20 protein-coding genes are annotated in these 20130 nt (G+C 34.4%); 8 read left to right on the forward strand and 12 right to left on the reverse strand.

Features of this window, described 5'->3' with window-relative positions; translation table 11 throughout:
* Positions 1–7: 7 nt before the first annotated feature.
* Positions 8–601: a GTP cyclohydrolase II gene (ribA, locus tag OH814_RS08260; protein ID WP_076557598.1), complete on the forward strand. Its 594-nt coding sequence runs from the start codon at positions 8–10 to the stop codon at positions 599–601.
* Between the two features lie 83 nt (positions 602–684).
* On the opposite strand, the gene OH814_RS08265 is transcribed toward ribA, so the two are convergent.
* Positions 685–1197: a hypothetical protein gene (locus tag OH814_RS08265; RefSeq protein WP_308827849.1), complete on the reverse strand. Its 513-nt coding sequence runs from the start codon at positions 1195–1197 to the stop codon at positions 685–687.
* Positions 1198–1309: 112 nt separating this feature from the next.
* Here OH814_RS08265 and OH814_RS08270 point away from each other — a divergent pair, with 112 nt between their 5' ends.
* Both OH814_RS08270 and bshA read left to right on the forward strand, forming a co-directional pair.
* Positions 1310–3040: a glycoside hydrolase family 3 protein gene (locus OH814_RS08270; protein ID WP_308827850.1), complete on the forward strand. Its 1731-nt coding sequence runs from the start codon at positions 1310–1312 to the stop codon at positions 3038–3040.
* 10 nt (positions 3041–3050) lie between these two features.
* A complete protein-coding gene (bshA, locus tag OH814_RS08275) occupies positions 3051–4199 on the forward strand; it encodes an N-acetyl-alpha-D-glucosaminyl L-malate synthase BshA (protein WP_076557589.1) in 1149 nt (382 codons plus the stop codon).
* A gap of 56 nt (positions 4200–4255) precedes the next feature.
* On the opposite strand, the gene OH814_RS08280 is transcribed toward bshA, so the two are convergent.
* Entirely contained in the window at positions 4256–4453 is a 198-nt protein-coding gene (locus OH814_RS08280) for a hypothetical protein (RefSeq protein WP_308827851.1), read from the reverse strand.
* Between the two features lie 252 nt (positions 4454–4705).
* Here OH814_RS08280 and OH814_RS08285 point away from each other — a divergent pair, with 252 nt between their 5' ends.
* Genes OH814_RS08285 through OH814_RS08295 form a run of 3 tightly spaced genes read left to right on the forward strand, consistent with a single transcriptional unit; the run spans position 4706 to position 6711 of the window.
* A complete protein-coding gene (locus OH814_RS08285; protein WP_308827852.1) occupies positions 4706–5971 on the forward strand; it encodes a DUF2851 family protein in 1266 nt (421 codons plus the stop codon).
* Between the two features lie 3 nt (positions 5972–5974).
* Complete coding sequence (locus OH814_RS08290) at positions 5975–6196, forward strand: PspC family transcriptional regulator (protein WP_034678114.1); 222 nt, start codon at positions 5975–5977, stop codon at positions 6194–6196.
* 2 nt (positions 6197–6198) lie between these two features.
* Positions 6199–6711 (forward strand): GNAT family N-acetyltransferase, encoded by a 513-nt coding sequence (locus OH814_RS08295; protein ID WP_308827853.1) that lies wholly within the window; start codon positions 6199–6201, stop codon positions 6709–6711.
* A gap of 53 nt (positions 6712–6764) precedes the next feature.
* On the opposite strand, the gene OH814_RS08300 is transcribed toward OH814_RS08295, so the two are convergent.
* From OH814_RS08300 to OH814_RS08315, 4 genes are all read right to left on the reverse strand, one after another.
* Positions 6765–7499 carry an SIMPL domain-containing protein gene (locus OH814_RS08300; RefSeq protein ID WP_076557582.1) on the reverse strand — a complete coding sequence of 245 codons (735 nt, stop codon included), beginning with the start codon at positions 7497–7499 and terminating at the stop codon, positions 6765–6767.
* 75 nt (positions 7500–7574) lie between these two features.
* Positions 7575–8381, reverse strand: a complete 807-nt coding sequence (locus OH814_RS08305) for a hypothetical protein (protein WP_308827854.1) — start codon at positions 8379–8381, stop codon at positions 7575–7577.
* Positions 8378–9163, reverse strand: a complete 786-nt coding sequence (locus tag OH814_RS08310) for a carboxypeptidase regulatory-like domain-containing protein (RefSeq protein ID WP_308827855.1) — start codon at positions 9161–9163, stop codon at positions 8378–8380. Before OH814_RS08310 ends, OH814_RS08305 begins: the two co-directional genes overlap by 4 nt.
* Positions 9164–9177: 14 nt before the next feature.
* Entirely contained in the window at positions 9178–9924 is a 747-nt protein-coding gene (locus OH814_RS08315; RefSeq protein WP_308827856.1) for a hypothetical protein, read from the reverse strand.
* A 181-nt stretch (positions 9925–10105) separates the two neighbouring features.
* On the opposite strand from OH814_RS08315, the gene OH814_RS08320 reads away from it, so the two are divergent.
* Entirely contained in the window at positions 10106–13258 is a 3153-nt protein-coding gene (locus OH814_RS08320; RefSeq protein ID WP_308827857.1) for a UvrD-helicase domain-containing protein, read from the forward strand.
* A 3-nt stretch (positions 13259–13261) separates the two neighbouring features.
* Here the strand turns inward: OH814_RS08320 and OH814_RS08325 are convergent, their stop codons facing one another.
* The 6 genes from OH814_RS08325 to OH814_RS08350 all read right to left on the reverse strand — a co-directional run bounded on the left by OH814_RS08325 (position 13262) and on the right by OH814_RS08350 (position 19067).
* On the reverse strand, positions 13262–13948 hold the full coding sequence (locus OH814_RS08325) for a hypothetical protein (RefSeq protein WP_308827858.1): 687 nt from the start codon (positions 13946–13948) through the stop codon (positions 13262–13264).
* A gap of 24 nt (positions 13949–13972) precedes the next feature.
* Positions 13973–15028 carry a formylglycine-generating enzyme family protein gene (locus OH814_RS08330; RefSeq protein ID WP_308827859.1) on the reverse strand — a complete coding sequence of 352 codons (1056 nt, stop codon included), beginning with the start codon at positions 15026–15028 and terminating at the stop codon, positions 13973–13975.
* A 31-nt stretch (positions 15029–15059) separates the two neighbouring features.
* Positions 15060–15509, reverse strand: coding sequence for a hypothetical protein (locus tag OH814_RS08335; protein ID WP_308827860.1), 450 nt, complete (start codon positions 15507–15509; stop codon positions 15060–15062).
* A gap of 54 nt (positions 15510–15563) precedes the next feature.
* The gene (locus OH814_RS08340) at positions 15564–16586 is read right to left on the reverse strand and encodes an HAD family hydrolase (protein ID WP_308827861.1); all 1023 of its coding nucleotides are present in this window, start codon (positions 16584–16586) and stop codon (positions 15564–15566) included.
* Positions 16587–16638: 52 nt separating this feature from the next.
* Complete coding sequence (locus OH814_RS08345; protein WP_308827862.1) at positions 16639–17427, reverse strand: hypothetical protein; 789 nt, start codon at positions 17425–17427, stop codon at positions 16639–16641.
* A gap of 68 nt (positions 17428–17495) precedes the next feature.
* Positions 17496–19067, reverse strand: coding sequence for an arylsulfatase (locus OH814_RS08350; protein ID WP_181898863.1), 1572 nt, complete (start codon positions 19065–19067; stop codon positions 17496–17498).
* An 846-nt stretch (positions 19068–19913) separates the two neighbouring features.
* Between OH814_RS08350 and OH814_RS08355 the strand changes: the two genes are divergently transcribed.
* Positions 19914–20108: a hypothetical protein gene (locus OH814_RS08355; protein ID WP_308827863.1), complete on the forward strand. Its 195-nt coding sequence runs from the start codon at positions 19914–19916 to the stop codon at positions 20106–20108.
* Positions 20109–20130 lie beyond the last annotated feature (22 nt).

Here is a 20130-nt window from a genome sequence, read left to right on the forward strand (position 1 = left end):
CAATTCAATGATTAAAATTCAGGCGGAAGCTAATGTTCCTACAGAGCACGGTAATTTCCGAATGATCGCTTTTTCGGAAGATGAAAATGACTGGATGCCACACATGGCGATACTTGCAGAAAATACAGATTTTTCTAAGCCCGTCAATGTACGTTTTCATTCTGAATGCATTACCGGAGAAGTATTCCATTCAAAAAAATGTGAATGCGGACAACAGCTTGATGCAGCAATGAAATACATGCATGAAAACGGTGGATTAATCATCTATCTTCGTCAGGAAGGAAGAAATATCGGGATTATCAATAAGCTTAAAGCGTATTCTCTTCAGGAAAAAGGCTTTGATACGGTACAGGCAAATCTAGAACTTGGCTTACCTGCCGATGATAGAAATTTTGGTATTGCGATCGAAATTCTAAACCAGTTGAAAATTGAAAACATTAACCTTTTAACCAACAATCCGGACAAAGTGAAATTTGTAGAAGAAAGCAACATCAACCTCAACTCAAGAGTTCCGTTGCAGATTCCTGCGAATGACATCAGTAAAGGATATTTGCAGACTAAAAAAGATTTCTTCGGTCATTTTTTAGATGACGAAAAATAGTTTTATTCTCACAAACAAATTAAAAGCTCCGAAAAATAATTTTCGGAGCTTTTTTATTATAAAAATTTGAAAAGATTCTACTTTTAATATTTAGTAACTTTTGAGTCGTTGATATTATAATACTTAATCACCGCATTATAGTCACTGTAATCAACTGGAGGCTTAGCTCCTTTATTTAAAAAGCCTGCAGGAACTAAAACAATTCTGAACGTTTGGTTGTTCAAGTAATCAGAGGTTGTTGAAATGTCATAGTTTCCACCCGCTAAAATCTGAACATCTTTTTGAGTAAAATCAAAGTCATAATCGAGCTCTCTTCCACCAGAAAAATATAATGTTCTAGGAATCTGTTCCCAAACATCACCATTATTTGATCCATCTTTCAATCTATATACTAAAGCCATATCCGAAGGCTCCATACTAATTGACTGATTAATAAAATAAACATCTTCTGCAGTATTATATTGGAAATTTCTTGTAATCTCGATAACTCCAGCATAGGTGTCATTATCTACATACTGTACATCATCATCGTTATCACAACTTACAGTAAATACGCTGACAAATGCAAGCATTAAAAATGGAATAATTTTTTTCATTTTAAATTAAGTTTAATATTACTAAAGGCGGAATCAAAACATATACCAAAAATCAAAAAAACTTTAGTATTCATCATTTTTTTAATCGTATTTTTGTTCATATTCAAAAATCATGAAGAAATTAGTTTTTAATTTTCTCTTAATTACCGTTTTATTCAGTTTAAACCTTTCGGCTCAATACCAGCCAAAAGAAATTTCAAAGCATGATCTCAAAAAAGCAAAAGAATGGGTAGACCAAACTTACAACAGTCTTTCTCAAGATGAAAAACTGGGTCAGCTTTTTATTGTGGCTCTTTACACCAACAAAGATGAAAACCACATCAATCAGGTAAGAAATATTGTTACAAATGATAAAATCGGCGGATTGATTTTGATGCAGGATGATGCTGCAAGAGAAATTAATCTGGTGAACGAATTTCAGCAAAAATCAAAAGTGCCTTTGATGATTGGTATGGATGCCGAATGGGGATTATACCAAAGAATCAATACCGCTCACAAATTTCCCTGGGCAATGACTTTGGGAGCTATTCAGGATAAAGATCTTATTTATCAGATGGCTGCCAAAATCGCCGAAGACTGCAAAAGAATGGGTGTCAACTGGGATTTTGCACCTGTCGTTGATGTGAATACCAATCCAAACAACCCAATTATTGGAAACAGAAGCTTTGGTTCAGAAGTTTCTAATGTCACGCAATCTGCATTATCGTATGCAAACGGTTTGCAAGACAACAATATTCTCGCAGCGATCAAACATTTTCCGGGACATGGTGATACCAATACAGATTCTCACCTCGATCTTCCCGTAGTTTCTCACAGCCTGCAAAGATTAAATAAAATAGAATTAGCACCTTTCAAAGATTTAATGAATAAAGGAATTGGCGGTGTAATGGTTGCTCATTTATACGTTCCAAGTCTGGAATCAGGCAAAGGAATTCCTGCTTCTATTTCAAAAAATATCATAACCGGATTATTGAAAGAAAAGCTAGGCTACAAAGGTTTAATTATCACTGATGCTTTGAATATGGGCGCCGTAGCCAATAAATACAAGCCGGGCGAACTGGATGCTTTAGCGTTTAATGCAGGAAATGATATTATGCTCTTTTCACAAGGGGTCTCAGAAGGTAAAAAACTCATTCAGAAAGCTATTGATCAAGGAGAAATTTCTCAATCGAGAGTTGAAGAAAGTGTAAAGAAAATTTTATTAACCAAATATTTTTTAGGCTTAAATCAATACACTCCAAAAAATCCTGAAAATATCAACTACGACATCAATAATGATTCGCATACAAAACTGGTTCAAAACCTTTACTCCAATGCTTTAACATTATTGAAAGACGAGAAGAAATTGCTTCCGTTGAATTCAAATACAACTTATTATTACGTTCCGTTGGAAGAAGCTCCTTATCAGACTTTTGAGAATCGAGTAAAACTAAACTCAAAAGTTATCGTTAAAAAAGCTTCGGAAATCAACACAATTCCTGCCAACTCAACTGTGATTGTAGGTTTCCATAAAGATAATTCTACGGCTTACAAACCTTATAAAATTTCAGCAGAATCTAAAAAGATTTTATCGGACTTAACAAAAAATAAAAATGTAATTCTTAATGTTTTTGGAAGCGCTTATGCTTTGAAGGATATCGATCTATCTAAAGTTTCTACCGTTTTAGTTTCTTATGAAAATAATGATGACTCTATGACGGCAACGGCAGATGCACTCAACGGAAAAACCAAAATTTCAGGAAAACTTCCCGTTTTGGTAAATGATCAATTAAAACCCGGAATGGGAATAAATCTGGAAGCACCAAAATTTTCAAAATCAACAGAATTCACCACTTCAAAATAACAACAGTACAATGAAAATAGGCATACTTTGCTACCCAACATACGGCGGAAGCGGAATCGTGGCAACAGAACTAGGAATGTCTTTGGCAAACAAAGGCTATGAAGTACACTTCATCAGTTCGGCACTTCCCGCAAGATTAGATATCACCAATCCCAATATTTTTTTCCACAAAGTAAATGTCCAGACGTATCCGCTTTTTCAATATCAGCCTTATGATATTGCATTAAGCTCGATGATCTATCGTGTTGTGAATCTATATAAATTAGATTTACTTCACGCTCATTACGCCATTCCTTATGCTTATGCGGCTTTTACGGCAAAGCAAATGTTGAAGGAAGACAATAACGACATTCCTTTGGTAACAACACTTCACGGAACAGATATTACTTTGGTAGGCCAACATCCGAGTTATAAGCATGCGGTAGAATTTTCGATTAATAAATCGGATGCCATTACTTCTGTTTCCGAAAGTCTGAAAAAGGATACGCTACAGTTTTTTAATATTAAAAAAGAGATTCAGGTGATTACCAATTTCATTGATAACTCTGAATTTGATGAACTTAATGAATGTCAGCGAACCCAGTTTGCGAATGAGGATGAAAAAATACTGATTCACGTTTCCAATTTACGTCCTGTAAAACGTGTAGATGAAGTATTGCAAATTTTCAAAAATGTAGAAAAGAAAGTAAAATCTAAACTGATTATCATCGGTGAAGGTCCGGATATGGAGAAAGTCAATCAGTTCTTAGAAGAAAACCCGAATTTGATTTCAAAAATCCGTCTTTTAGGAAAAGTAAATGATTTGTATAGAATTTTACAGCTTTCAGACGTGTTTTTACTTCCGTCTGAGCAGGAAAGCTTTGGTCTGGCTGCTTTAGAAGCGATGGCGGCTTACACTCCGGTAATCAGCTCCAATGCGGGTGGGATTCCGGAAGTAAATATTCAAGGTGAAACCGGATTTTTAGCTGAAATCGGTAACGTAGAAGCGATGAGCAATTATTGTATCAAGCTTTTGAGCAACGAAGAACTTTTAGCACAGATGAAAATTAATGCTAAAGAACAAGCTGTAAAATTTGATTTGAAAAACATTCTTCCAATCTATGAAGAAATGTATAAGACTACGATTGCAAATTTTGTGAAGGAGCCGGCAAAAGCGTAAGGTCTTTTTTCTAAAATAATTTATAAGTCAGGGCGGTTGCTCTGGCTTTTTTTATACTAAATTTTTCCCGGAAGTTTGTTGCAGTACTGCGACAGCCTTTCGGAACTTCCGGAAAGCTTCTTACTATGGTGCAACAAGGTTTCTATATGACCCGAAAGTCTCCTGCAGGCTTGCGCAAACGTTTCGGAAGAACCCGAAAGCTTCCTGCAGAGTGCCGGCACGTTTTCGGAAACAATTACTTCATTGCAACGCAACTCAGTTCAGTTTAAGCAACAGGTACAAACTATTTTACCGTGATTCATTATGTATTTAACGCAAAGATAAATTCCATTTGTTTATATAAAGTCTTAAGTATAGATCTTTGCGTTTAAAAATTTCAGAAACTATTATCAGCATCTCTTATCCCGAACTTAGGTTAAACTCCATTGAAGCAACTTTTCATCAAAAATAGATCATAAATGCATGAATATTTTCGCTACATTAGTTGTAACACAAAACCACAACTGATGAACGAGAAATTGCTTCAATATCTTTGGAATTTCAAAGTATTCACCCATTTCGATTTTACAGATACCGACGGGAATTCTGTTGAAATTTTAAATTTTGGGAAATGGAATACAGATTCAGGACCAGATTTTCTGATGGCACAGATTAAAATCAAAAACATTATTCTTGCCGGAAACATCGAGCTTCATGTAAAATCTTCCGACTGGATTTTTCATCAACATTCAAAAGACCCGGCGTATCAGAATATCATCCTACATGTAGTTTTTCAGAATGATGCTGACATCAAAGAGTTCAAAGATCAGAATATTCCGACACTTGAACTGAGAAACCATATAGACAAAAATATCTTTCAGAAATATGAGAAACTACTGAAGGAAAATCAGTTTATCCCGTGCGAAAAAATATTTAGCATAAAGAAAATCCCAATCAACTTTCATGAAGAAAATGTACTCAAAAAGCTGGAAGCAAAATCTTTAGAAATAGAAGCAGATCTACAGCTTTACAAAAATAATTACGAAGCCGTAATGTTTCATCATCTCGCCTACTCCTTCGGATTAAGAGTAAATGCTTCAATATTTAAGCAAATTGCAGAAAGTATTGATTTTACGATTATTAATAAGATAAGGCAAAACAAAACACAGCTTGAAGCCTTGTTTTTTGGAATTTCAGGCTGGCTGGAAAATCCAAAAGATTCGCAAATGAAAATATGGAAAAGAGAGTTCGATTTCCTTAAAGCCAAATATAATATTCCCGAAATAACGATCCGTCCTAAGTTCCTTCGGTTGCGACCGCCCAACTTCCCGACAATCCGGTTATCACAATTTGCTGATCTTTATTTTCAGCATCAGAATGTATTCTCAAAGATAATTTCGGCAGAAAATACGAATGCTTTACATGAAATTTTTAAAGAAGTAGAAGCTTCACAATATTGGAATAATCATTTTAATTTTACTAAAATTTCTACAATAGACCAGCCAAAAGTATTAACGAAAGATTTCATTGAATTGATTATTTTAAACACAGTTCTTCCCATAAAATATACATATCACAAACATCTCGATGAAAATATCGGTGATAACATCTTGTCTTATTACAATGAGATTCAGTCAGAAAAAAATTCAATTGTTCAGGAATGGAAAAAGTTGGGTCTGAAAGTGAAAAATTCTTTAGAAAGCCAAAGTCTGATTTATCATTTTAAAAACTATTGCGAAGCAAAAAATTGCTTAAATTGCGGTATCGGATTTAAAATTTTAAAAGAATCTTAAAAAATGTTTGATAATCTACGCCACAAAATGGAACGCGAATGGTTTGGTGTACTCACAAGAATGGGTGCCAAGCTGGGAATTCCGGTTTCTAAACTGAGAGTTTTCTTTATTTATTCTACATTTGCAACGGCAGGATTTTTCTTTTTAATTTATCTTGGTCTGGCCTTTACTCTTTGGATTAAAGACATTTTTATCACCAGACGACCAAGCGTTTTTGACCTTTAAGCATGGAATTTCTACAAATCACATCACCCGATGATTATCGTGTGCAGCAGATCTTTAATTCATATTCAACAACTTTTCCGGAAGATGAAAGACGGGAGTGGTCTCAATTTGTAAAGTTGTTTGATCATCCGAATGTAAAAGTAATTTCTGTTTTAAATAATTCTGAAAACATTGGCTACCTTATTATTTGGGACCTAAAAAACCATGTTTTTGTGGAGCATTTTGAAGTGTTCTCACAATTCAGAAATCAAAAACTGGGCTCACATATTACAGATTATTTATTTAAAAATTATCCACGAATTATCTTGGAAATAGAACCTGAACATTTAGACGACAATGCTAAACGACGTTTTTCGTTTTATCAAAGAAACGGGTTCAATCTGATTGACGAAATGTATGTACAGCCAAGCTACGGCGAAGGTAAAAACAGTCTCAAACTTTGGCTTCTGGCTAATTATACCCCCGAAAATCTAGAGGAAGTAAAAGATGAAATTTATGATATTGTTTATCATTAAAATATAAATCCAAAGCAGTTAACTTTGGATTTTTTTAGTGACAGTCTTCAATATCAATCAACTTCATATTCCAGCTTAATCGTAATACTTGCTTCTTTTTCTTTGGAAGAAGTATTGAAAGTTCCGCCATAAGAATAATCTTCATTGGAATTCGGAGCCGTAATCTGAATAACTCCCATTGTTGCTTTTTTAAGATTTCCCAGACTGCTTCCTGAGTTTTCGGCAATTTTTTCAGCACGCTCTTTGGCATCTTTCGTTGCTGAAGCAATCATTTCCTGTTTTACATTCGATAGTTTTGTATAAAAATAAGAAGGCGAAGAAGATGTAAATTCAATTCCGCGGTTGATGATTTCAGTAATATTTCTGGACAGATTTTCAATTTTTGCGACTTCCTTACTTTCTATTGAAACGATTTGTTTCAGATTATATCCCGAAAATTCTCCCTGCACATAATTTCCGTTAGCATCATTATAACTTCTAAACTGTTTCTGAATATCCACAGACGAAAAAACAATTTCGTTCTGCTTAATCCCTTTCGAAAGAAGATAATCATTGATAACTTTTCGGTCTAAAGCAAGTTCGTCATACGCAGATTTCAGATCCGCATTATTCTTAGAAAAACTTCCCGACCAGGTAATCAGATCAGAAGTAAACTGTTTGGTACCCAACCCTGTAACCGAAACCGTATTTTCAGACCGATTGCGATTTTTGATTGCATTTCCTAAAAGCCCGAGCCCGATAATGAAGCCCAAAGCTGCGATTGTAATAGCAATAATTGATTTATTCATTGTAATAAAAGGATGATTTGTGTGAAAACTAATGTACTAACTTTCAACAGTATTCGCAATTTTAAATCATGAAAATCAGTCGCCTAATTTATTCAATTTAGAATACTCTGCAAATGCAGTCTGAAGTTCGCTCAAAATTGTCGCTGCATTGAAATCTTTGCGGTATTTTTTTGAAAGATGATTTACTTTCTCGGCATACGCCAGAAAATGGTCGATTCTTTCTTCACTCATTCCGTATTTTTTAAACATCGATAAATCTACATCCGTTTTTACTTTTGCAAGAAAATCCTGAGTTTCGACGTAATTGGGAGTTGTAATTTTAGTACCAGTTGCTTTTTTTATTAAGCCAATAGCTGCGCCTAAAACTTTTATTACATCAACTTGTCCTTCATAGAAGTTGTGACCCTGAAACGATTTTGGAACTTCACTTTTAGGAAGTGGCTCATTCAGTTCAGATTTCATATAATCGTTGATTGAAGATTTCAGGGAAGCTACTTTTTTAGAATCATCCAGATGTTTGCTGTCTTTAGTTAAATTACCCGAAGGTTTATAGCCTATTTTCACTTCCTGAATCAGGGTTTCAGCTCTTACCAATTGTATATCTGTCTGAGAATTGAATGTTTCTTTTTTAACAATTTTATCGATTCGGTAAAAGCCTTCTTTTATAAATCTTATTTCATCATTCTCTTGTGCTTCAATCGAGTAATATCCTGAAATATTACTGTACGTTTTTATATTTTTAGTACTATTGAAAACTAAAACAGCATTCATACTATTGCGATCGTCATCTACAATTTTACCTGAAATATTTTGCTGCGAAAATGTGAATATCATCTGCAGCAAAGCAATAAGCACTAAATATTTTTTGCAAGCTGCTCTCATTTTTGCTCAATATTATTATCGCTTTTCTTGAGACGGTCTACATAAATAGGAAGGACACTTTCCAGAGTAAACATAACTCTGGATATATTATTTGCTTTTACATATTTTCTAATTTCCGGTTTGATGGTAAAGCTAAATTCTAAAAACTCTGAAATCCTTTCAGCAGGAATACCTTCTTTTATAAAATATTCATCATCAATCCTTTTCCTGATCCAGGTAATATCAAGCTGTACATCTTCATATTTATACCATCTTTTCTGTCTTCTTGCTTTTCCGCTTATTAGATCGTAAGTACCTTGTACATCAAGACTCCCAAAAGCAGCTCCCAACAATACTTTCTTTACTTCTGCCGGAACTTCCCGAGGTTTCTCAGGAGGTTTCGGAAGGCCAATTGCTTTCTGAAGCTGATCTTTTTTATCGATTTTGGACAGCCTTTTAGAATCTTTAGACAGATCTCCGGTTGTAGAAATTATTTCTACTTCTTCTATTTCTTCAGGAATTCTTACTAAAACAACATTCATTGCAGATTTTACGTTCGAGACTTTTCTTGATGTTCTTTCGTATTCTTTTTTAATGAATCTGAGCTCATCATTTTCTGAACCTTCAATAGAAAATTCACCTGAAGAATTACTGTATACCTTCTGATCATTAGAAATATTAACGACCAGAACCCAGGTGACAACCATATCATTTTCACTCAACGTTTTTCCGGTTATTTTCTGTTGACCAAAAAGATGGAGGGTAAGAAGAAAGAAAAATAAATGAAAAATTTTTCTAATCATTTGTGTTTATGTGTTTATTTTTGAGTTTGCGGAGCTCGGTATGAAGAAACCCGCATCAAAACAAATCTTTGAAATCTCATCAAATCTGCATCACTTACAAAACCGTATTTTAAAATCTTTGCTCGTTCATATCCACCGGCAAGAACGTAATCGATAAAATGATTAATAAAAGGTTTTTCAATTTTTAAATCTGCGAAATACTGATCTCCTAAAGCATACGCAAGATAATTGGCGAGATCAAGATCATCCCATTTGTTTTTCACTTTGCCTATAGAAAAACCCTGTCCTCTCGGTTGTACAAATTCACCGGGTCTTGCTGCCAAAATTCTGGGATCAGATTTCTGCTTGAGATAATTATTAATATCTGCTTTTAGTTTTTCGACTTTTCTTGGCGCATTTAAAGTTTTAGAATCTATTTTCAAATCTCCGCTAAGTCCTTTTTTGATTTCAACTTCAGCAATCAATTCTGCAGCTCTCCTCAACTGTACATTCATCGGAGATTCTAGATTTTCTTTAGAAACTTTTCGGTCTATTCTTTCAAACCCGTTTTTAAAAAACCGAAGAATATCACCTTCCCTTCCTGACACCATAAAATGGCCGTCTCTGTTGGTAAGAGCCTGCTCATTCGTACGCATATTGATAACAGTCACATTGGGAACTTCATGTAAATCTTCAGACGAAATCTTCCCAAAAATATAGTTTTGAGCATTCATTTGAATAAAAGAAACGAAGAATAAAATAAAGAGTAGTTTAAATTTCACAGACTATGGTTTTATTAAGCAAAACTAAAGTTATTTTTCATTCCCGAAACAAGTTTAACCAGAGTTAACGGCTTTTAGTATTTTTTTTGATTTTAAACTTCGAAACTGTTAAAATATCAGCTTGAAATTGTTAATTTTTCAATTAAATTTTATTTAAATTGCATAAAATCTTCTTTAAAAAATGTCAAACTCTTATACGGTAATCAATGCATCGGCAGGTTCCGGTAAAACTTACGCTCTTGTACAGAGACTTCTGATGATTTGCCTTAGGTATCCTAATCAGCATCAGGCGATCAGAAATATTTTGGCGTTGACTTTTACAAATAAGGCAGCAAACGAAATGAAAGAAAGGATTCTTTCGTGGCTCGACAAATTTACCGCAGACAATTATACTGATAACAATGACCTTAAAAACATCCAGAAAGCATTTGAAAACGAAGGTCTGAAAATTACAATTGATGAACTTCACCACCGCTCCAAAAAACTTTTAGATTATATTCTACATAACTATTCTACATTGAATATCGGAACGATCGACCGTTTTAATTCTCGATTGGTGCGAAGTTTTTCTTATGAACTGGGTTTGGCTAAAAATTTTAATCTTGAAATTGATGCAGAACCATTTTTGATTGAAGCTGTTGACAAAATGCTTGATCAGATCGGAGAAAATGAGAATATTTCTAACTCGTTTATGGATTATGTGGATTACAGTCTTGAGAATAATGAAAGAATTAATCTCAACAAAAATCTTTACGGTTCTGCCAAAGAATTTGTAAAAGACATTCATTATGAGCATCTGAAAGAAAACAAAGAATTTGATGATGAGAATTATGAAAGCATCAAAAATACATTAAGAAAAGAAATTTCTTCCAATAAAAAGCAATCTCTGGAGCTTGCATTAAGCTCAATAGAATTGTTCAAATCACGCAATATTGAAATTGATGATTTTGCGCAAGGAAAAAACGGAATTGGTGGATTTTTTACCAAAGTTGTCGATTTTTATCAGAAAAAAAGACCCGCATTTCCTTTTCCGACCACAACAGAAGAATCTGTCGTTGAGAAATATCGTAAAGGACCGGCTACAAAATCTAAACATAAAGAATCTGAAATTCTCGAAATTCTGGAACAGCTTCTGGAAAGTCGAATGAAGCTGATACTTTTATTCATCGAAACCCAGAAAAAAGAAAAAATACTTTCGGCATTGCTGCCTTTGAAAGTAAATAAAGATATTCAGGATGAACTGAGAAAAATAGAAGAAGAAAATGATTTGGTTTTGCTTTCAAAATTTAATATTCTGATTAATGAAAATCTTAAAAATGAACCTTCCGCTTTTATTTACGAAAAAGTAGGCTCGCAGTTTCAGCATTATTTTTTTGATGAATTTCAGGATACATCAGAATTGCAATGGCAGAATTTTGTTCCTTTGAGAGATCACAGTATTTCGACAGAAAATACATCTTTCACTTTAGTTGGCGACCCAAAACAGAGTATTTACCGATTTCGTGGCGGTGAAAGCAAACTGATGCTGGATATTATCAATAAAAAAGAATTTTCACCTAAGCAAGCCGAATTATTAGTTCTGAAAGACAACTGGAGAAGTGCTAAAAATATCGTTCGGTTCAATAATGAGCTGTATCATTTTCACTCCCTAAATCTTGAACAAGAGCACCAACATATTTTTGGAGTCGATGGCGAACAAAATCCTAAATCAAGCCTTGAAGGAAGAGTAAAAATAAATCTGATTGAAAACTTAACGAATGAAGATTTCTATAACGATGTTTCCGATAAAATGCAAAGAGACATCCAGAAATGTCTGGATAACGGATTTAGATTTTCAGACATTACCATTCTCTGTCGGGGAAACTTTGATATTTTCTCGTACTCGCAGAAATTAGGGAATCTGAAAGTCAATTATAATGGCGACGAAACCAATATTAAAACGATTTCCGATAAAGGTTTAACTCTGGAATTATCGAATACTTTATTAGCTGTTATTGAATTTCTGAAATGGGAAACGAATCCTAAAAACAAACCTCATCTTATTATGATGATGTTTTATCTCAACAGACTCGGGAGAATCAGTATGCCCGATTTCACTTTAGATATGAAAGAAATCCTTGCCTTGGAACAGCATGAAACCGTTATTCAATTCATCGAAGAAAAATATCATGTAAAACTGAAGCAGGATCATTTCCCGAAATTTAATCTGTATAATTTTATTGAATATTACATCAACGAATTTTCGATCGAACATAAAGAAACCGATTTCCTGCTCAACTTTCTGGAAATGCTTTTCAATTTCACCCAAAATGCAGGAGCAAGTACGAAAGAATTTTTAAAATATTGGGACGAAGAGGCTTCAACCTATACCATTCAGGCTTCCGAAAATATTGATGCGATTCAGATTATGACGATTCACAAAGCAAAAGGACTTGAATTTCCGGTAGTTTTTATTCCGATGATGAATAAAAACCGTGATTCTGAATTTAGTAATTGGTTTGAAACAGAGGAAAAAACGGCTTTAAAATCAGTTAACATCAACCAGTTTAGCAAAAACCTTGAAGCGTATGATGAAGGAATAGAAAAGTTTAATCAGGAAAATTCTTATAAGAATCTTGTCGATCGATTGTGTCTGCAATACGTTGCGACAACGCGACCTGTTGAACAGTTGTTTTTTTATCTTCAGAAACAAAATAAGACTTCAAATAACTTGGAAATTTTAGAATTTGTACAGTCGAAAAATCTACAAGGTCTTGATGAATTTGATTTGTACGAAACTCATCCTGAAATGCTGAAAAAGCAGATCTCTCATAAAAAGTCTGAATTTAAAACTGAAAACATACAGACCTTGAGAAACGAGCACGAAAATACAAGTTCCATAAAAATTGCAACACCTTCAAAAAATTATCAGGTAAGGAATGAGAAAGTGCGAATAGGACTTTTTGTACATGAATTACTTTCGAAAATCAATACCGAAAAAGACATTGATAAAGTATTGGAAACGTATGTTTTGGAAGGCCAGATTACGCTCGAAGAAAAAGCAAATATCAAGAATGATCTCCAAACAATAATCCTCCAATATTCAGAATTTTTTGATGAAAAATGGAAGGTAATCAACGAGAAAGATATTATGATTTCTGAAAGAGGAATGAGTAAAATTTACCGCCCAGACAGAATTTTGAAAAGTGATGAGGGTTATATTATTGTAGATTTTAAAACCGGAATGGAAACCGAAAAGAACGATAGACAAATTGAAACATACAGATCTGTTTTAGAAAATCTGGGAATGAAGGTGCTCAAAACACAGCTGATTTATATACCTGAGAATTTCTAAAATTTAAAAACCATATTCAAGCACCAAAATATGTCCACGTCCCGAATTTTCAGATAAATTTGTTTTTTTAAAGGATTCTATTTTATATCCAAAAGCCAATTCATTTTCATTTTCAAATACTTTAATAATTCTGATACCAAATTCAACAGAATTTACAAACCGTTCGGCATCCACTTGTCTGTCGATAAAATACCATTCAGTAGTTGGGTTGAGCTTCCAGTTTTCTTGATCTTTAAAAAGGTTATATTTTAATGACATCAAATATCTGCTTCTCAATAAATGTTCGTTTCTGTAAGATTCGTCGAAATACAGATTACGACTTTCGATCTTAAATTTTTGCATAAGAAATGTACGCTCGCTTAACTGCAAATCTGATCGTAAGCCCAACCAAGGTCTTACATCTAAATAATTCACAATATCTTTATCAAAAGTATAATTTACCGTAATTCCAGATTCGATGGCTATCGATTTTATTTTTCTTGAAATATAAATATCGCCTCCCCATCTACGCCAACCGATTTCATCATAAATATGTTTCCAGTTGGTGGTAACTGCACCTCTCCATTTATCATTATTTACGAAAGTGTAGGCTACCTCAATCTCATGAAAAAACTCATCTTTTTCCTGAGAGAAAAAAATTCCCGGATTAAAAAACGAAATTAATAAAGGAAATAAGATTTTAGTTTTCATGTATTTAAAGTAAGAATCAAATTGTTAGTTCACATCTTTTACACATCTGAATCCTAAATGTTCCTGCCCGGAATCAAATGCCGTAGCCATTCTCGCACTCGGGCGGTAATTGCTGCAATATTGCTCGCTACACAAAAATGAGCCACCTTTTATAACTCTTTTCGGAACTAAAGGCTCGTTCGGATCATAACTCTGTGAAGGACCTTGCGGGTTTTTGCAGGTAGCCTGATTTGATTTTAATTTATTTCGAGCATGCGTATCATAGCGAAACCAATCGCTTGTCCATTCCCAAACATTTCCGATCATATCGTACAAACCATATTTATTTGCCGGAAAAGTTTTCACAGGAGCAGTTGTTGCAAAGCCGTCCAACTCTGTATTATCTCTCGGGAAAGTTCCCTGAAAAAAATTAGCCAAATATTCTCCGTTGGGTACCAATTGATCACCCCATGCATAGCTTCCATTTGACTCCCCTCCTTTACTTGCATATTCCCATTCCGCTTCGGTAGGCAATCTTTTTCCAGCCCATTTTGCGTAAGCTTCAGCATCTTCATAGGAAACATGCACCACAGGATGATTTCCTTTACCTTCGATAGAACTTTGCAGTCCGTGTGGATGCTTCCAGTCAGCACCTAGGCTCCAGGTCCACCATTGTGTAATATCATAAAGATTTTCGATTTCTTTGGCTGGTTCAAAAATCAAAGAACCAGGCTTCAACATTTCATTATCGGGTTTTGGTGTTCCGGGTGGCAACTGTTTTTTCAGCTCTTCCCAGTTTACGGGTTTTTCGGCAACAGTCATATAGTCGGTTTCTGAAACAAATTGAGCAAACTCATCATTGGTAACTTCAGTCTCATCCATATAAAAACTTTTTACAGATGCTTTATAAGCCGGATACTCTGTTTTGGATGCTTTGGCAGCATTACTTCCCATGTCGAATTCACCACCTTTTATCAGCACCATTCCTTTTGGCGCATTAGAATTTGTGTTTTTAGAATCGTTAGCCGAAAAATTTTTCTCGGTTTTTTTGCAACTAAAAAATAGCACAAGGATTATTAATAATATGGTTTTTACTGTCATTTTTTTAGATCAAAAGTTAATGGTGTATTTCTTAATGCGCTAAGAATTCTAGCTTAGCCATCTCAACCTGATTATCCAAATATTTCTTCAGGAAGAAAAATGTAGTTGCTTTGTCTACTCCGATTGCTTTTACGAATTTTGGATAATATTTTTTATTAAGCTTTGACCTTTGCAGATCATATTTAAATACATTTTTGTTTAAATTATTGATCTGCTCATCAGAATAATTCGAAGCATTATTGGCATACGCATCAAACAACGCTATTTTAGAAAGCATTATTCTGCCTTCTTCTTTCAAATATTGATCAAAAACAGGGTCAAAGGCAATCAGTTCTGCATTATTAAGGTTCAGACCTGTATATACATATTGTTTAGCTTCAACTTTAGCTGTCTTTTTTATAAGGTCGAAATACTCTTTATCTGTTTGCGCATTAAATGTAATTGCTGCAAACATTACGATAATCGTAAAAATATTTTTCATATTATTTAATTTTGTTAATGTGTTATTGTTAATATATTTAAGGCTAAATCACTATTATTTTGGAAATACTTTATTCCAGTCTTTTTTCATATCGACCAAAAGCCAACCGTTTTTAGTGGCCTCATTTAAGCCTTTATCGAGTTTTCCAATGCGTGAATCTCTGTCATATGCCCATTCTCTTTCGGAATCTGTGTGATGAAGAATCAATCCTAATCGCGGATAATCTTTGGCAGTTGTTGTCCATTGCAACATTTGATAATCGCCATCAGAGTTTCCGAACGCTAAAACCGGTCTTTTCCCGATATGCTGATGAATACCTACAGGTTTTCCTTCTTTATCATTATTAAAATTTAATTCCGGTAACTTTATCAATTGGGGAACTCCATTCTCACCAACTTCATATTTCGTCTTGATCGAACTTCCTATAATCTGATAACTTGGAATATTATATATTTTTTCTGCCCAAACTCTCATGAAATCAATTCCACCACCGGAAACAATAAACGTTTTATAATCTTTCAACTGAAGATAATGAAGCAATTCTATCATCGGCTGAAACACCATTTCGTTATAATGTTTACCCGTTTTTGGATGCTTTGCTGTTTTTATCCAGTCTGCTACGTTTTTATCAAATTCTTCCGTTGACATCCCGGCGTGTGATGCCGCTACAAGCTGAAGCAATGCTTGCTCACCGCCATTCATTACTTTTTCCATATCACCTTTCAATAAGGCTTTGAATGGTTCTTTATTATTCCATTCCGGATGATCTTTTGCCATTATCTTGACCTCATCTATAGCAAGAGCCAGCTGGAAATACATCGGCTGCTCACTCCAAAGTGTTCCGTCATTGTCAAAACAGGCAATACGATCTGCAACAGGAATGAAGTCTTCACTTCCTTCAGTTGTGGTTTTTGTGACAAAATCGATGATTGCTTTTTTGTTGACATTATCATTCCAAGAAGGTAATGGATCCGATAATGTTATTTTGGGATTATTATTTTCATTTTTATCGGTCTGTTTACAAGCTATAAGAACAAAAGAAAAAAACAATATCTGTGAAATTGATTTAATGTTCATTTTTAAGTATTAAAATGTTAACACATAAATTTTACTGAAATCTAGATGTTTATTAATTAGGGAACTGCAAATTAATTCCCATAAAAACCTGAAACTGCGGCTGCGTTCCTTTATGCAACATGGTATATTGAGGCTCTACAAATAAATTGAACACTGTTTTCTCCATCTTTAAAACCTGTCCAATACCTAATCCTAGAGGAATACTGTACGAATCATCTTTAAAATTAAATACCCAAGTTGGCGCTCCACGCAAGTAAGTTCCTTTTCCTAATTGCCAGAAATAAAATGGCTGAATAGCTGCAAAATTTGTAGAAGGACGGTTTTTATCACCCGCAAAAGATGCTTGCCAAGTTGCAAGTCCGCCAAACTGAAATACAGGAGATTTAGCTATAAAAGCCACAAAAGCAACCCCGCCTTGCCACTTACCGCTTCCCAAAAGATTTTCTGCTGCCGTTGGAGCAGTAACCATTGGACCGACTCCCATCGTGGCTGTTGGTTTGGATACAAAATTATATGATAAAAATGCATTCATGTCACCCAAACCGTTTTCAGTATTTACAATTCCTGTTGCAACATTTGGAACAGCAACCGTACTGAACGGAACGGAAACCCGCAACAACAATTTTCCTTTTACAAAAGGCTGTGCATAGCGTATCCAGGTGGTATTTAAATACGCTTCATAAGGTGCATTGGTTAATTTGGGAACATAATTATTTTGAAAATTCAATGCGATAGAATTAGCCAATGGATTGTTTGCCTGAGCATCGGATGCTGCCTTGTCTTGAGCATGTAATAGCCCAACGGCAAGTATGGCGCCAACAAAAAGTATTATTTTTTTCATCTTTTGTTTTTATGGAGGTTAAAGAAAGGGAGCGAACTCCCTTTCTAAATATAGAATAACCCAAAATACTAATTGGCTTTTACATTCATTTCATTAACCTGCTTTTGAATCTTAGTTAAGCTCCAATCTCCAGGTGTCTGGCTTGGCGGAAATTCTTTGAAAGTAGATAAAAATTTAATCGCATATTGCTGTATAGGAGTGATGACAAACACTCTACTCAGGTACCAATCGAAATAGGTATTAGACCCTTCTAATGCTTTTTCAAACGGATCTCTTCTTAGGTTAAACAAATAAGGCGCACGTAATGTAATGAAAGGTTCTATCCATATCTGCAATTGCTTTGCACGTTCTTCAAGAAATGTAACTTTCCAATCGCCATAGCGTAATGCTGCTACTTCACCACCATCAGTTACATAAACAAAACCTTCACGACCGGATTTTTTTGATTTTCCGGTTAGATAATCTAGCTGGTTAGCTCCGTCAATATGGTTTTTATAAAGGCGCCCATTCAGCGTTACACCATTTTTTAACTGATCAATTATTTTATCATTTCCTGCAGCCGCTGCAAAAGTAGGCAGCCAATCTTCATGTGAAACGATACCATTAAGAGTAACATCAGCAGGGAAATGACCCGGCCATTTTATAAAAGCAGGTACTCGGTAAGCGCCTTCCCAATTAGAATTTTTCTCTCCATGAAAAGGAGTAGTTCCTGCATCCGGCCAACTGTTGAAATGTGGGCCATTGTCTGTTGAATACATTATAATGGTGTTATCTGCAATTCCTAATTCTTCTACATATTTTAATAATTCTCCAACCATCATATCATGCTCTACCATACCGTCGCTGTATTCATCCTGACCGCTTATACCTCTGTGTTCGGCTTTCACATGTGTGCGGAAGTGCATACGCGTTGCATTCCACCACGTGAAAAATGGCTTACCTGCATCAACTTGCTTTTTGATAAATGCTTTGGCAGCGGCAATCGACTCCTGGTCAATTGTCTCCATCCTTTTCTTTGTTAAAGGACCTGTATCTGTTATACGCTGCCCACCTTTACCATCAGCCCAACTGTGAATGACACCACGTGGACCAAAAGTTTCTTTGAATGTTTTACCATTCTCCATTATCATATTTGTAGGATAATCTTCGTTTTCAGGCTCTTCCTCAGCATTGAGGTGATAAAGATTACCTAAAAATTCATCAAAACCATGCATCGTTGGCAAGTGTTCATCACGGTCGCCTTGATGGTTTTTACCAAACTGTCCGGTTGCATATCCTTGGCTTTTGAGTACCGTTGCAATGGTAACGTCTGTTTTTTGCCATCCTTCTTTTGCGCCGGGCATTCCTACTTTGGTCATTCCTGTTCTTACAGGAACACTGCCACTTATAAATGCCGCTCTTCCCGCAGTGCAGCTTTGTTGACCATAATAATCTGTGAAGGATACACCTTCTTTGGCAATTTTGTCGATATTTGGTGTTTTATACCCCATCATTCCGCGACTGTTGTGGCTGATGTTCCAGGTGCCAATATCGTCTCCCCAAATAATAAGAATATTTGGCTTTTTCTGTGCCCAAAATGTTAAAGGCAGCAACGTGACTAAGAATATAGTCATTCTGAGTTTAAGAAAATTGTTTTTCATATATAGAATATTAAAATGTGTTTAAAAACTGACAACCAAATAACTTAAATAAAACCGTTTACATTTTAAATAATATTGATTTTACATTGTTGATGTTTCTGTTGAAGTAATTTTTATTGATGGATTGAGCTATTACCAACGCCATAATCTCTGCTAAGACTTTTGTTTAAATCCATCAAAGTTTTGGCATAATTTCTTCTAATAATAAATTGGCCGCTTAGATGTGAAAATAAATTTTCAATCTATTTGAATAATTAAATTGGGGGTTATAGTTTTGGTGATCGATTATTTCAGGGGTATTCTAATGAAAATTAGAATAAGTAATAAACCGACCTATATAGCTGATAAGAATCTCTCTTATCTCAAAATACGATCAGATAGCACTTTACTATCTTTTATAAAAGAATGTCACAAATAGATGCAGGATTTAAATCTATTCTTTGAAAAATACTACTTACAGAAAAAACCGCATACGGTTTACATTCGTAAAAAGAAATTTGCTGTGATGCAAAAAAACGTGTATTGAGATAGCAATCTTGCTCTTGCTTAATAATAATCTAAAGAAATATATTATCGCAAATATATCTGTATGCTTTTGCAACTATTATAGTAATTGTTCTAAACATATTTAAAATTACTATAATAGTTATTTTGTGAGAAATTATCCATTTGTGTAACTATTTATAAAATTAAACTAAATATTTAGAAAAATGCCAAAATATGTTAAAAAACATTCATGTAACTTTTAAGTATTTTTTACAATAAATACATTTTAAACGAATACTTATCAATTTAATTCAACTTATAAACTATAATCCATCAATATTCAGAATTTTGTGATAAAAAATGGAAAGTGATGAAGGTTACATTATTGTAGATTTTAAAACCGGTATGGAAACCGAAAAGAACGATAGACAAATTGAAACGTACAAATCTGTTTTAGAAAACATGGGAATGAAAGGTGCTCAAAACGCAGCTGATTTAGCTTTAATTAAAGATAAAAAACAGTTTCGGCGGCACCTTTGGTGCCGCCGAAGCTAACAATTTCAAAAAAATATTTTTT

The sequence above is a fragment of the Chryseobacterium sp. CFS15 genome, assembly GCF_031118795.1.
GTDB classification, from domain to species: domain Bacteria; phylum Bacteroidota; class Bacteroidia; order Flavobacteriales; family Weeksellaceae; genus Chryseobacterium; species Chryseobacterium indoltheticum.